Below are 13,947 nucleotides of genomic sequence, written 5' to 3' on the forward strand. Positions count from 1 at the left end.
CGACCACCCGGTAGAGCACCGAGTGGTCCTCCTCGCCCCAGCCGCGGGCCACCGCGGAGGCCACCAGGTCCGCGGCGGCGGCCCGTCCCGTGCAGGCCGCCCTCGCCAGCTGGACCGGGCCGGGCGCCCAACAGACCCAGCTGGTCCGGGAGCGTGACGCGCTGGCCGCGCGCGTCCACCGACTGGAGCGCGAGCTGGCCGAGCTGCGCGGCAGCGAGGACATCTCCGCGGGGGTGACCGGCCAGGACCGGGAGCTGGTGACGGCCCGGGTGGTCGGGATCGCCCCGGTGGGCACGCCCGTGGCGGCCCGGACCGTGACCATCGACGCCGGCCGGGAGCACGGAGTCCGCCCCGCCCTCACCGTGGTGAGCGGTGCCGGGCTGGTCGGCCGGGTGCTGCGGGTGAGCGAGGCCTCGAGCGACGTGCTGCTGCTGGGCGACGCCGACGTCGTCGTGGGCGTGCGGTTCGGCGAGGAGGGGGCGCTCGGGATGGTCGAGGCGCGCCCGGCCCCGGGGCTGCCGGTCCGGGACGCCGGCGAGCTGACGCTGACGGTGGTCGGGGACAGCCCCGTCACCGAGGGGGACGAGGTGGTCACGCTCGGCAGTCCGGACGGGCGGCCCTACGTGGCCGGGGTGCCGCTGGGCACGGTCACCCGGGTCGACCCGGACAGCGGGCAGCTGAACCGCACCGCGGTCGTGGAGCCGCACGTCGACCCCGACACCCTCGACCTCGTGGCCGTCGTGCTGGGGGAGGGCTGAGGTGGCCCCGCCGGCGACCCTGGACGTGCACCGCGTCCCCGGCCACCTGCTGCGCGGGCTGCTGCTCGGCGTGGCGGCCTGCCTGCCGGTGGCGCTGACGTCCGTGCTGCCGGTCGCGCCCGACGTCGTGCTCCTCGTGGTGGTCGCGCTGGCGCTGGTGCACGGGCCCACCGCGGGGGCTCTCGCCGGACTCGCCGGCGGCTGGGCCGTGGACCTCGTCCCGCCCGGCGGCGACCCGTTGGGCGCGGGTGCGCTGGCCTACTGCGCGGCCGGCGCGGTCGTCGGCGCGCTGCGCCGCTACGCCTCCTGGTCACCGCTGCTGCCGCTGGTCGCCACGGCCCTCGCCGCCGCCGGGCTGCAGGCGCTGCGCGGGGTGCTCGCGCTGGCCGGGGTGGGATGGGCCACCGCGGGCACCCTCGGGGTGGCCGCGGTGGTCACGGTCGTGGCCGGGGCGGTGCTGGTGCCGCTCCTGGTCGCCCTCGACCGGGCCGTCGTCGAGCGGGGCTGGGGGTGAGGCCGCGCCCCAGGGTCGGGGTCCCGCGCCCGGTCCCGTACCCACCCAGCTCGCGGCACCGGCCCAGCGTCGGCGCGGTGTGGGCCATGCTGCTGGTGGCGGTGCTGCTCCTGGGGGGTGTGGTCGGGAGGCTGGCGCAGCTGCAGCTGCTGGACCATCCCGAGCTGGCCGACCAGGCGGCAGCGGTCAGCACCCGCACCCTCACCGAGCCCGCCCTCCGCGGCCGGCTGCTCGCGGCCGACGGGACGGTCCTGGCCGACAACGACCCCACGACCGTGCTGACGCTGGATCCCAGCATGCTCGTGGAGCTCCCCGAGGAGGAGCTGCGCGCCCTCGTCGACGACGTCGCCGCCGCGCTGGACCTGCCGGCCGACCGGCTCTGGGGCCGGACCCGGGTGTGCGGCACTCCGCAGGCCCCGCCGGCGCCCTCCTGCTTCACCGGCTCGCCCTACCAGCCGGTCCCGCTGGCCTACGACGTCGACCCGGTCGCGGCGCTGGCGGTGCTGGAGCGGCCCGAGGACTTCCCCGGCGTGACCGTCGAGACCCGGCCGGTGCGTGCCCACCCCGCCGAGGCGAGCGCCACCCACGTGCTGGGCTACCTCGGCCGCCCCACCGCCGAGGAGGTCGACCAGGGACTGGCGCCCGAGGCGCTGGTGGGGCGGGCCGGCCTGGAGCAGGTCTACGACGAGCAGCTGCGCGGCACCGACGGGCGCACCACGGTGACCGTCGACCCGCGCGGGGTGGTCACCGGCCGGCTGGACCACCAGGACCCGGTGCCCGGGCTGGACGTGCGCACCCACCTGGAGCCGCGGGTGCAGCGACGGGCCGAGGAGGTCATCGCCGACGCGGTCTCCTCCGCGCGGGACGCCGGGCGGCCCGCTGACTCCGCCGCCGCGGTGGTGCTCGACGTCCGCACCGGCGGCGTCGTCGCCGCCGCGAGCTGGCCCGACTACGACCTGGACGTGTGGACCGGTGGTATCAGCCACGAGCAGTACGAGGCGCTGCTGGACCCCGAGGCCGGGTCGCCGCTGCGCAACCGGGTGGTGGGCGACACCTTCCCGCCGGCCTCCACCTTCAAGGTGGTCTCATTGCCGGCGGCGCTGCGGCACGGGGTGGACCCGGAGCGGGAGTACCCCTGCCCCGGCAGCGTGCGCATCGGCGACCGGACCTTCACCAACTACGAGTCCGAGGCCCACGGGCCACTCACGGTCGAGGAGATCGTCGAGGTCTCCTGCGACACCGCCTTCTACCGGTGGGCGCACCGCAACTGGCAGGACATCGGCGGCGTCAACCAGGACGCCGACCTGCGCGACCCGTACGTGCTGCTGGCGCAGGACTTCGGCTTCGGCGAGCCGACCGGCGTGGACCTGCCCGGCGAGGCGGCGGGCCGGGTACCCGGACGGGAGTGGAAGCGCGGCTACTGGCAGGCGACACGGGAGGACTCCTGCGCCCGCGCGGAGCGCGGCTACCCGGAGGAGCCCGACCGCGCGCGCCGGGAGTTCCTGGAGCAGCTCGCCGAGGAGAACTGCACCGACGGCTGGCAGTACCGCGCCGGGGACGCCGTCAACCTCTCCATCGGGCAGGGCGACCTGGCCGCGACACCGCTGCAGGTCGCCAGCGCCTACGCCGCCGTGGCCAACGGCGGGACGCTGTGGCAGCCGCAGGTCGCCGCCGCGCTGCAGGACCAGCGCGGGCAGGTGGTCAGCCAGCTGGACCCGGAGCCGATCGGTGACCTCGGCCTGACCCGCCGCGAGCTCGCGGTGCTGCGGGACGGCCTGGACGGGGTCAACACCGACGGCACCGGCGCGGCCGCGTTCACCGGGTTCGACCTGGACTCTTACCCGGTGGCCGGGAAGACCGGCTCCGCCGAGTCGTTCGGGCGCCGCGCCACCGCCTGGTACGCCTCCTACGGCCCGCTGCCCGAGCCCCGGTACGCCGTGGTCGTCGTGGTCGAGCAGGGCGGCATCGGCGGCACCGTCGCCGCCCCGGCGGCCCGCGACATCTGGGAGGTGCTGCGCCGGCTGGACCGGTGAGCACGGGCGGCCCCGCACGCGGTGGACGGCGGAACCACACGTCGGGTCGGTCCGTCCGAGGGGGGACACTGCCGTCCGCCGCTGACACCAGGAGGCCCCGATGCCTCGCCGTTCGACTCACCTGCTGCTGGCCCTGCCGCTGGCGACCGCGCTCGTCCTCACCGGGTGTGCTCGCCCGCCGGCGGAGGATCCGGGGGCAGCCGAGCCCGCCGGTCCGCCCGCGCCGTGGGACGAGGGGCAGGCCACCGCAGCGGTGACCGCGCTGTCGGCCGGGTTCCTCGCCGACTTCGACGACTGCCAGGAGCTGCTCACCTACTACCAGGCCAACGCCCTGGAGGTGGTCGGGCCGCACGGTCTCGGACACTGGGGCTGGGCCGCCGACCTCGACGCGGTCGCTGGCGGTGCGGAGCAGCAGGCCGATGCGGGCGCCCGGGACGCCGCCGGCCCGGACCACTCCAGCACCAACGTGCAGGAGGAGGGTGTCGACGAGGCCGACCTGGTCAAGACCGACGGCAAGGTCATCGTGGCCGCGACGGGCGGGACGGTGCGCGTGGTCGACGTGGCCACCGAGGCGGTGCTCGCGACGGTGGAGCTGCCGGGCGGTGCGGAGGTCCACGCCGCCGAGCTGCTTCTGCACGGGTCGACGCTCGTCGTGCTCGGCCAGGAGCATAGCCCCGGACAGCCGGTCGATGGCCGGCAGCTGGCGTTCCCTGCCTCGCGCACGGTCGTCACCACGGTGGACCTGAGCGACCCGGCGCAGCCGCGGACCATCGGCTCGGTGCGCATGGAGGGCTCCTACCGGTCGGCGCGGATGGTCGGGGACACCGTGCGCCTGGTCATGGTGACCGAGCCGCCCGGCGTCGAGCAGACCCAGCCGCGCTCTGGCCGGCTGAGCGCGGAGGCGGAGGCCGAGCAGGCCAACCGGGACCTGATCCGGGCCACCACGATCGACGACTGGGTCCCGCACCGGCAGCAGCTGGACGCAGCGGGCCGGGTCCTGTCCACCGAGCCGCTGCTGGGATGTGACCAGATCTCCCGCCCACGGGACCCCGCCGGCCTGTCCACCATGTCCGTCCTCACCTTCGACGTGAGCTCGGCCACCCCCGCCCCGACGTCCGGCACCGGGCTCGTGGCCGGGGGCAGCACCGTCTACGCCTCCACCGACCGGCTGATCGTGGCGACCAGCGGGTGGGACAGGTGGCTGTGGGCAGGTCGGGCCGGCAGCTGGCCGGGACCGGAGCCGAGCAACCGCACCGACCTGCACGCCTTCGACATCTCCGACCCCGCCGCCACGTCCTACACGGCCTCCGGCAGCGTGGCGGGGAGGCTGCTCAGCCAGTGGGCCCTGGACGAGCAGGACGGGGTCATCCGGGTGGCCACCACCACCGACCCGCCCGGCGCCTCGCAGAGCTCGCAGTCGTCGCTGGTCGTGCTGCGCGAGGACGGTGACCAGCTCACCCAGACCGGACGGGTGGACGGCCTGGGGGTCACCGAGCACATCCGGGCCGTGCGCTACCTGAGCCCGGACGTCGCGGCCGTGGTCACGTTCCGCCAGACCGATCCCCTCTACCTGATCGACACCAGCGACCCGTCGGCGCCGTCCGTCGCGGGCGAGCTGAAGATCCCCGGCTACTCGGCCTACCTGCACCCTGTCGCCGACGGCTGGCTGCTCGGCGTGGGCCAGGACGCCGACGAGAGCACCGGGCAGACCCGTGGCCTGCAGGTCTCCCTCTTCGACATCCGGGACCTGACCACGCCGCGGCAGGAGCAGGTCATCACCTACCCGGACACCTGGTCGCCGGTGGAGCACGACCACCGTGCCTTCCTGCACTGGCCGGCCACCGGACAGGTCGTCCTGCCCGCGCAGCAGTGGGACGAGACCGGCAAGGCCCAGGACCAGTTCGGCGGTGTGGTGACGCTCACCGTCGGCAACGGCACGCTGGCCGAGGGCGCGCGGGTGGCGACGACCGCCCCCAACCAGGACTGGGGAGAGCCACCGACGCGCACCATGGTGATCGGCGACGACCTGTGGACCCTGGACTGGCAGGGGCTGTCCCGCTTCGACCTGGCCACGTTCGAGGGCGGCTGGGTGGTCGACCTCCCCTGAGCCGGGAGGCGCCCGGCCAGTCCTGGTGCGGTCCGGACCCGGCCCGCGGCTCTCGGTAGTGTCGGGCGCGTGACTTCCAGCCACGACCCCATCAGCGCTGAGCTGCGCGCCGACGTGCGCCGGGTATCGACCCTGCTCGGCCAGTCGCTGGTCCGCCACCACGGACCGCAGCTGCTCGAGAGCGTCGAGCAGGTGCGGCTGCGCACCAAGGCGAGCAAGGAGGGCCGGCCGGAGGCGGCCGAGGAGGTTCGCGAGCTGCTGGCCGCGCTCCCGCTGACCACGGCAACGGACCTGGTCCGGGCCTTCGCCTCCTACTTCCACCTGGCCAACGCGGCCGAGCAGGTGCACCGGGTGCGGACCCTGGGCGGTCGCGAGGAGGAGGAGGGCTGGCTGGTGCAGGCGGTGCGCGACGTCGTCGCTGCCGGCGGGCCAGAGCTGCTCTCCGAAGCGGTGGCGGAGCTCGACGTGCGGCCGGTGTTCACCGCCCATCCCACCGAGGCCAGCCGCCGGTCGGTACTCACCAAGATCCGGCACCTGTCCGACGAGCTGGCCCGCGACACCGACACCGGCACGATCGCGCGGCGGCGACAGGACCGCCGGCTCGCCGAGCTGATCGACCTGATCTGGCAGACCGACGAGCTCCGGCAGACCCGCCCGACGCCGCTGGACGAGGCGCGCAACGCGATGTACTACCTCGACGAGGTGCTCACCCGGACGGTGCCCGACCTGCTGGGTGACCTGGCCGACCTGCTCGGGGAGCACGACGTCACGATGGACCCGACCCGGCCGCCGGTGCGGTTCGGCTCCTGGATCGGCGGGGACCGGGACGGCAACCCCTACGTCACCGCCGACGTCACCGCCTCGGTGCTGCGGCTGCACCACCAGCACGCCGTGGACGTCGCGCTCTCGCTCATCGACCTGCTGATCTCGCAGCTGTCCTCCTCCACGGTCATCGTCGAGGCCGAGCAGGACCTGCTGGACTCCCTCGAGCGGGACCTGGCACACCTGCCCGGGCTGGACCCGCGGGTCAAGGAGCTCAACGCCGCCGAGCCCTACCGGCTCAAGCTCACCTGCGTGAAGGCCAAGCTGCTCAACACCCGGCGCCGGGCGGAGCGGGGCAGCGCACACGAGGAGGGCCGCGACTACCGCAACGCCGCGGAGATCATGGCCGACCTGCGGCTGGTCGCCGAGTCGCTGCGGCGCCACGGTGGCGAGCTGGTCGCCGAGGGGCGGCTGGCCCGCGCCACCCAGACCGTGGCCGCGACCGGGCTGCACCTGGCCACCCTGGACGTGCGCGAGCACGCCGAGAAGCACCACGAGGCCGTGGGGGCGATGCTGGACGCGACCGGGGAGCTGCCCGGCCGCTACGCCGAGCTGGGCCGGCAGGAACGGTTCCCGGTGCTGGCCCGCGAGCTCGCCTCTCGCCGGCCGCTGCTGGCCCCCGCCGCGCACCGGGACACCACGCTGGCGGTGCTGGACGAGATCAGGGAGGCGATCGCCACCTACGGGCCGGACGTCGTGGAGACCTACATCATCTCCATGACCCAGGGACCCGACGACGTGCTGGCCGCCGCGGTGCTGGCACGGGAGGCGGGACTGCTCGACGTCCACGGGGACGCGGAGGGGGAGGGGGCCTTCGCCCAGATCGGGTTCGCGCCGCTGCTGGAGACGGTGGAGGAGCTGCAGGGAGCCGCCGAGCTGGTCGACGCGCTGCTGTCGGACCCGACCTACCGGCGCCTAGTCGCGCTCCGCGGCGACGTGCAGGAGGTCATGCTCGGCTACTCCGACTCCAACAAGCAGGCCGGCGTGCTCACCAGCCAGTGGCGGATCCACCAGGCGCAGCGGGCGCTGCGCGACGTCGCGGCCAGGCACGGGGTCCGGCTGCGGCTGTTCCACGGCCGCGGCGGCTCGGTGGGCCGCGGCGGCGGCCCCACCTACGACGCGATCCTCGCCCAGCCCCCGGGGGTCCTCGAGGGGGAGATCAAGTTCACCGAGCAGGGCGAGGTCATCTCCGACAAGTACTCCCTTCCCGCGCTGGCGCGGGAGAACCTCGAGCTGTCCCTCGCCGCGGTGCTGCGGGCCTCGGCGCTGCACCGTGACCCACGCTCGTCCACGGAGCAGATCCAGCGCTGGGGCGAGGTGATGGACGTGGCCAGCGACGCCGCCTACGCCCGCTACCGCGCCCTCATCGACGACGAGGACCTGCCGGCGTACTTCGTCGCGGCCACCCCCGTCGACCAGCTGGGGGCCCTCAACATCGGCTCCCGCCCGAGCAAGCGCCCGGACACCGGCAAAGGGCTGGAGGGGCTGCGGGCCATCCCGTGGGTGTTCGGCTGGACGCAGACCCGGCAGATCGTGCCCGGCTGGTTCGGCGTCGGCTCCGGCCTGCGGGCCGCGCGTGAGGCCGGGCACGAGGAGACGCTGGCGGAGATGCTGGCCGAGTGGCACTTCTTCGCCGCGGTGATCTCCAACGTCGAGATGACGATGGCGAAGACCGACCTGGACGTGGCCTCCCACTACGTCCAGACACTGGTGCCCGAGGAGCTGCGGCACCTGTTCGAGCAGGTCCGCGAGGAGTTCGCCCTCACCGAGGCGGAGGTGGGCCGCCTCACCGGCAAGCGGGAGCTGCTGGCCGACCAGCCGGTGCTGCGGCGCTCGCTGGCGGTCCGGGACCAGTACCTCGACCCCATCTCCTACCTGCAGGTGGAGCTGCTGCGCCGGCTGCGCGACAGTCGAGGGGCGGAGGAGGAGACCGGGGCCGAGGAGCAGGAGGCGCTGCAGCGGGCGCTGCTGATCACGGTCAACGGGGTCGCGGCCGGCCTGCGCAACACCGGTTGAGGTAGGGAGGCTGCCATGCCGGAGGGCCACACGCTGCACGCCCTCGCCCGAGACCTCACCGGCGCCTTCGCCGGCACCCGCCCGCGGGTCAGCAGCCCGCAGGGACGGTTCGCCGACGGCGCCGCCCTGCTGGACGGCACGGTGCTGGTGGGCGCCCGTGCCCACGGCAAGCTGCTGCTCGTCGACTTCGCCGGCGAACGCAGCGTCCACGTCCACCTCGGGCTGTACGGCACCTTCCGGGTGGCGCGACGACCAGCCAGCGAGGGCCCCGGCGACGAGCCGCCGGTCGTCGGTGCCGTCCGGCTCCGGCTGCTCACCCCCGACTGGGTGGCCGACCTGCGGGGACCCATGGCGTGCCGGGTGGTCGACCCGCGGGAGGTCGAGACGCTGCTGGCCCGGCAGGGCCCCGACCCGCTGCAGCCGGGCGCCGACCCGGAGCTGGCGTGGGCCCGGGTGCGCACCAGCAGCCGGCGCGTGGCCGAGCTGCTCATGGACCAGAAGGTGCTGGCGGGGGTCGGCAACGTGTACCGCAGCGAGGTGCTCTGGCGGCACCGGTTGTCCCCGCACACCCCGGGACGGCAGCTGCGGGCACGGTCGTGGCGGGCGGTCTGGGACGACCTGGTGCGGCTGATGCCGCTCGGTGTCGCCAGCGGCCGGATCGTCACCGTGGCCGAGGACGTCGCCGCCGTCGAGGAGGACTTGGCGGCGGGCCGGGTGCCGGACGCCGGCCCGCGGGTGTCCAACGTCTACCGGCGCACCGGCGAGCCCTGTCCCCGGTGCGGGTCGACGATCCGCACCGCGGTCGTCGCGGGACGCAACCTCTACTGGTGCGCCACCTGCCAGCGGCGCCGGTAGCGGCGGGACCCGGTCAGCGGTCGAAGACCTCCAGCCGCAGCGAGTACTCCCCGAGGTCGGGGTCGTCGGCGCTGCCCAGGATCTGCTGGAGCAGGTCGCGCGGGCTGGGGTAGTCGGGGCCGAGCGCGGCCAGGTACTCCCCGTGCGCCTCCAGCGAGGCGACGGCCGGCTCGAACGTGTCGCTCACGTCGACCACGTGGGTGGGCTCGGGGGAGGCGGCGAGCGCGACGTGACGCACGCCCGACCACGGTTCCAGCCCCTCGGCCAGCAGCTCGGGGAAGATCCACCGGTTGCCGGCGTCGGCGGAGGCGTCGATGACCGCCAGGCCCACCGCCCGGTGGTCGGCCTGGTTGGTGAACCCACCGGGGAAGCGCTCGCGGTGGGTGCCCGTGAGGAGGACGTCAGGACGTCGGCGGCGGATCTCAGCGGCGATCAGCCGCCGCAGCGGCACGCCGTACTCCACGACCCCGTCGGTCAGCCCCAGGAACTCCACCACGTCCACGCCGACCTTCGCCGCGCCGTCACGCTCCTCCTGCTCGCGCAGCGGGCCGGCCTGGTCCGGCGCCATGCCGTCGATGCCTGCCTCACCGCGGGTGGCCAGCAGGTAGCTGACCGTCTTGCCCTGTTCGGTCCACTTGGCGACCGCCGCGGCGGTGCCGTACTCCAGGTCGTCGGGGTGGGCCGCGATGCACAGTGCGGTCTGCCAGTCCTCGGGGAAGGGGGTGAGCGCCATGGGGCCAGCGTGCCAGCGGGCACCGTCACGCCGCTACGGATGGCATGCGGTCAGGCGTCGCGCAGCATCGCCAGCACGGCCCGTTCCAGCGCGGCCTTGCGTCGCAGCGGGTCGCGGTGGCGCCGGCGGGCGGCCGCGGCGATCGTCGTCCCCCTCTCGAAGAGGTCGATGACGCGCGGGTCGACGTAGGAGGAGCGCGCGACGGTCGCGGTGTTCCCTAGGTACTGCGCCACCTCGTCCAGGGCGGCACGGACGGCTCGGCTGCGTCCCCGGGCCGAGTCGTCCCCCTCGTCGGCGAGGGCCAGGGCCGTCGCGGCGAGCACGGTCGCGTGCCAGGTGCGGAAGTCCTTGGCGGTGAGCTCGCCGTCGAAGACCTCGGCCAGGTAGGCGTTCACGGCGGCAGCGTCCAGCTCCGTCCAGCGCCGCCGCCGCTGGTAGGCCATCAGCTGCTCGCTGCCGTCCCGGCGGCGTCTCATCCGGTCCAGCGCGGCCATGACGTCGTGGTCGTCGATCCGCACCGTGTGCTTGACACCGGACTTGCCGATGAAGTTGAAGACCAGCACGCCCGACCGCTTGCGCACGTGCTGGCGCTGCAGCGTGGTGAGGCCGAAGCTGCCGTTCTCATCGGCGTAGACGTCGTTGCCGATCCGGAAGTAGCCCAGGTCGAGCAGCCGGACCGCGACGGCGTTGGCGCGCTCCAGCGGCATCCCCTCCCTGGCCATGTCCCCGGCGATGCGACGCCGGGCCTCCGGCAGCCGTTCGGCGGCCTCCAGCACCCGGTCGAACTTCTGCGCGTCCCGCTGCACCCGCCACTCGGGGTGGTACAGGTACTGCCGTCGGCCGGCGGCGTCGGTGCCGACCGCCTGGATGTGCCCCCGCGGGTGGGGGCAGATCCACACGTCGCGCCACGCCGGCGGGATCACGAGCGAGCGGATCCGCTCGACCTCCGCCGCGGGCAGCCGGTCCCCCTGCATGTCCAGGTAGACGAACCCGCGCCCAGCCCGGCGGCGGCGCCATCCGGGATCGCCGGGGGAGACGGTGCGCAGGCGGACCATGGCCACATCACAGACCGCCACGGCCGCGCCCGCAAACCGAGCGGCCCTCGCGGCGCCGGCCAGGATTAGGGACGGGCGGCCGGCCGCTGCTAGATTGGCCTGTGCCGTCGACCGGCCGCGGAGCCAGAGAGCCCTGGTGGACCTGCCCAGGAGCGCCGCGCAACGATCAGAAGGAGTCGCCCATGGGGCTGGACGCTGCTGTGAAGAAGCAGACCATCGAGGAGTACGCCACGGCCGAGGGCGACACCGGGTCGCCGGAGGTCCAGGTCGCGCTGCTGACCGCGCGCATCAAGCACCTGACCGAGCACTCCCGTGAGCACAAGCACGACCACCACAGCCGCCGCGGGCTGCTGCTGCTGGTCGGGCGCCGCAAGCGGCTGCTCCGCTACCTGGAGCAGACCGACATCGAGCGCTACCGGTCGCTGATCAAGCGACTCGGCCTGCGCCGCTGACACGCTTCGCAGGGGAGCGACTCCCGGACGCCCGGGGGTCGCTCCTTTGCATGTGGCGGCCACCGGCAGGACACCCTGCCGCGCGCCGGCACGATGACAGCCGGGCACAACGATGATGACCCGCGCTGGAGAGTGAACAGAGAGAAAAGGAGGGCCTTCGATGGAGGGTCCAGAGATCACATCGACCGAGGCTGTTATCGACAACGGCAGCCACGGCACCCGCACCGTCCGCTTCGAGACGGGCCGACTGGCCAGGCAGGCCGGCGGCGCGGTCACCGCCTACCTGGACGAGGACACCATGCTGCTCTCGACCACCACGGCGAGCCGGCACCCCAAGGAGCACCTCGACTTCTTCCCGCTCACCGTTGACGTCGAGGAGCGGATGTATGCGGCCGGGCGCATCCCGGGCAGCTTCTTCCGGCGGGAGGGCCGGCCCTCGACCGAGGCCATCCTGACCTGCCGGCTGACCGACCGGCCGCTGCGGCCGACCTTCAAGCAGGGGCTGCGCAACGAGGTGCAGGTGGTGCTGACCGTGCTGTCGCTGCACCCCGACCACCAGTACGACGTCCTCGCGATCAACGCCGCGTCGGCCTCCACCCAGGTCTCCGGCCTGCCGTTCAACGGCCCGATCGGTGCGGTGCGTGTCTCCCTGCTGGACGGACAGTGGGTGGCCTTCCCCGACTACAGCGACGTGCAGCGCTCCACCTTCGACATGGTCGTTGCCGGACGCGTCGTCGGTGACGACGTCGCGATCATGATGGTCGAGGCCGAGGCGACCGAGTCCACCTGGGACCTGGTCAACCTGGAGAGCAAGCAGGCGCCGACCGAGGAGGTCGTGGCCGAGGGCCTGGAGGCCTCCAAGAAGTTCATCCGCGTCATCTGCGAGGCGCAGGCCGAGCTGACCGAGAAGGCCGGCAAGGAGGTCGGTGACTTCCCGATCTACCTCGACTACCAGAACGACGTCCTGCAGGCCGTCGAGGCGGAGACCACCGAGCCGCTGCAGGAGGCGCTCCGGATCGCCGGGAAGGCCGAGCGCGAGGACCGCCTCGCCGAGATCAAGGTGGCCATGACGGCCGCCCTCGCCGGCGACGAGGACAACCCCGGCCCGTTCGCCGGCCGCGAGTCCGAGCTCTCCGCCGCCTACCGCTCGGTGCAGAAGCAGCAGATCCGGCAGCGCATCCTGCGCGAGCAGGTCCGCATCGACGGCCGCGGCCCGACCGACATCCGCGCGCTCTCGGCCGAGGTCGAGGTCATCCCGCGCGCCCACGGATCGGCCATCTTCGAGCGCGGCGAGACCCAGATCATGGGCGTCACCACGCTGAACATGCTGCGGATGGAGCAGCAGCTGGACACGCTGTCGCCGGTGACTCGCAAGCGCTACATGCACAACTACAACTTCCCGCCGTTCAGTACCGGCGAGACCGGCCGGGTCGGGTCGCCGAAGCGGCGCGAGATCGGCCACGGCGCGCTCGCCGAGCGGGCGCTGCTGCCGGTGCTGCCGACGCGCGAGGAGTTCCCGTACGCGATCCGGCAGGTCTCCGAGGCGCTGGGCTCCAACGGCTCCACCTCGATGGGCTCGGTGTGCGCGTCCACGATGTCGCTGTGGAACGCCGGTGTCCCGCTGCGGGCTCCCGTCGCCGGCATCGCCATGGGCCTGGTCTCCGACGAGGTCGACGGCCAGACCCGGTACGCGGCGCTGACCGACATCCTGGGAGCTGAGGACGCCTTCGGCGACATGGACTTCAAGGTCGCCGGCACCCGGGAGTTCATCACTGCGATCCAGCTGGACACCAAGCTGGACGGCATCCCGGCCTCGGTCCTGGGCGGTGCGCTGACGCAGGCCCGTGACGCGCGGCTGCACATCCTTGATGTGATGACCGAGGCGATCGACGGGCCGGACGAGATGAGCCCCTACGCCCCGCGCGTCATTACGGTGAAGGTGCCGGTCGACAAGATCGGCGAGGTCATCGGCCCCAAGGGCAAGATGATCAACCAGATCCAGGAGGACACCGGCGCCGACATCTCCATCGAGGACGACGGCACCGTCTACATCGGCGCCACCGACGGGCCCTCGGCCGAGGCCGCCCGCTCGGCGATCAACGCCATCGCCAACCCGCAGATGCCAGAGGTGGGTGAGCGCTTCCTGGGGACCGTGGTCAAGACCACCACCTTCGGTGCGTTCATCTCGCTGCTGCCCGGCAAGGACGGGCTGCTGCACATCTCCGAGATCCGCAAGCTGGTGGGCGGCAAGCGCATCGACGCGGTCGAGGACGTGCTCGCGGTCGGGCAGCGGGTGCAGGTCGAGCTCAAGGAGATCGACCCGCGCGGCAAGCTCTCGCTCGCGGCGGTGCCCGCAGCGGGCGAGGGGGAGGCCGGCGAGACCGCTGCCGAGGTCCCGGTCCCGGCCACGAGCGAGGCCGCGGCCCCGCAGGCCGTCGCGCCCGCGGACGTCCCCGCGACTCCGGCTGCCGACCAGGCCGAGGCGCCGGAGGCGGACCAGGGCGAGGACGCCCCCGTGGGGGTGTCCGCCGGCCATCACCAGTGGCTCCCGGGGGCGGTGGGTGAGCACGAAGACCGGCGCGTGGTAGGGCGGCTCCTCCCC

10 protein-coding genes are annotated in these 13,947 nt (G+C 73.9%); 8 read left to right on the top strand and 2 right to left on the bottom strand.

The features are described from left to right. The first annotated feature begins 89 nt into the window (after positions 1–89). The 6 genes from mreC (at position 90) to GFJ45_RS11960 (ending at position 9,105) form a co-directional block, all read left to right on the top strand. Positions 90–758: a rod shape-determining protein MreC gene (gene mreC, locus GFJ45_RS11935; RefSeq protein WP_153397498.1), complete on the top strand. Its 669-nt coding sequence runs from the start codon at positions 90–92 to the stop codon at positions 756–758. Position 759: 1 nt separating this feature from the next. Then, positions 760–1,272, top strand: coding sequence for a rod shape-determining protein MreD (locus GFJ45_RS11940; protein WP_153397500.1), 513 nt, complete (start codon positions 760–762; stop codon positions 1,270–1,272). An 86-nt stretch (positions 1,273–1,358) separates the two neighbouring features. Next, a complete protein-coding gene (mrdA, locus tag GFJ45_RS11945; RefSeq protein WP_153397514.1) occupies positions 1,359–3,305 on the top strand; it encodes a penicillin-binding protein 2 in 1,947 nt (648 codons plus the stop codon). A 100-nt stretch (positions 3,306–3,405) separates the two neighbouring features. Next, a complete protein-coding gene (locus tag GFJ45_RS11950; RefSeq protein ID WP_153397502.1) occupies positions 3,406–5,412 on the top strand; it encodes a beta-propeller domain-containing protein in 2,007 nt (668 codons plus the stop codon). Positions 5,413–5,481: 69 nt separating this feature from the next. Further along, entirely contained in the window at positions 5,482–8,250 is a 2,769-nt protein-coding gene (gene ppc, locus GFJ45_RS11955) for a phosphoenolpyruvate carboxylase (RefSeq protein WP_153397505.1), read from the top strand. 15 nt (positions 8,251–8,265) lie between these two features. Further along, complete coding sequence (locus GFJ45_RS11960) at positions 8,266–9,105, top strand: Fpg/Nei family DNA glycosylase (protein WP_153397507.1); 840 nt, start codon at positions 8,266–8,268, stop codon at positions 9,103–9,105. Positions 9,106–9,118: 13 nt separating this feature from the next. On the opposite strand, the gene GFJ45_RS11965 is transcribed toward GFJ45_RS11960, so the two are convergent. Both GFJ45_RS11965 and GFJ45_RS11970 read right to left on the bottom strand, forming a co-directional pair. Beyond that, positions 9,119–9,838, bottom strand: a complete 720-nt coding sequence (locus GFJ45_RS11965; RefSeq protein ID WP_153397509.1) for a PIG-L deacetylase family protein — start codon at positions 9,836–9,838, stop codon at positions 9,119–9,121. Positions 9,839–9,888: 50 nt separating this feature from the next. Beyond that, the gene (locus tag GFJ45_RS11970) at positions 9,889–10,893 is read right to left on the bottom strand and encodes a DNA topoisomerase IB (protein WP_153397511.1); all 1,005 of its coding nucleotides are present in this window, start codon (positions 10,891–10,893) and stop codon (positions 9,889–9,891) included. Between the two features lie 182 nt (positions 10,894–11,075). Between GFJ45_RS11970 and rpsO the strand changes: the two genes are divergently transcribed. Together rpsO and GFJ45_RS11980 are read left to right on the top strand one after the other, a co-directional pair. Further along, on the top strand, positions 11,076–11,345 hold the full coding sequence (rpsO, locus tag GFJ45_RS11975; RefSeq protein ID WP_153397513.1) for a 30S ribosomal protein S15: 270 nt from the start codon (positions 11,076–11,078) through the stop codon (positions 11,343–11,345). 160 nt (positions 11,346–11,505) lie between these two features. After that, positions 11,506–13,947 (top strand): polyribonucleotide nucleotidyltransferase (locus GFJ45_RS11980; RefSeq protein ID WP_228386933.1); only part of this gene is annotated, 2,442 nt, incomplete at its 3' end.

The organism is Ornithinicoccus halotolerans (assembly GCF_009602535.1).
Lineage (GTDB): Bacteria > Actinomycetota > Actinomycetes > Actinomycetales > Dermatophilaceae > Ornithinicoccus > Ornithinicoccus halotolerans.

Bases quoted from the DNA above. Each gene is read 5' to 3' on its own strand.
- mrdA (WP_153397514.1), top strand. From the start codon at position 1,359: ATGCTGCTGGTGGCGGTGCTGCTCCTGGGGGGTGTGGTCGGGAGGCTG.
- GFJ45_RS11950 (WP_153397502.1), top strand. From the start codon at position 3,406: ATGCCTCGCCGTTCGACTCACCTGCTGCTGGCCCTGCCGCTGGCGACC.
- GFJ45_RS11960 (WP_153397507.1), top strand. From the start codon at position 8,266: ATGCCGGAGGGCCACACGCTGCACGCCCTCGCCCGAGACCTCACCGGC.
- GFJ45_RS11965 (WP_153397509.1), bottom strand. From the start codon at position 9,838: ATGGCGCTCACCCCCTTCCCCGAGGACTGGCAGACCGCACTGTGCATC.
- GFJ45_RS11970 (WP_153397511.1), bottom strand. From the start codon at position 10,893: ATGGTCCGCCTGCGCACCGTCTCCCCCGGCGATCCCGGATGGCGCCGC.
- rpsO (WP_153397513.1), top strand. From the start codon at position 11,076: ATGGGGCTGGACGCTGCTGTGAAGAAGCAGACCATCGAGGAGTACGCC.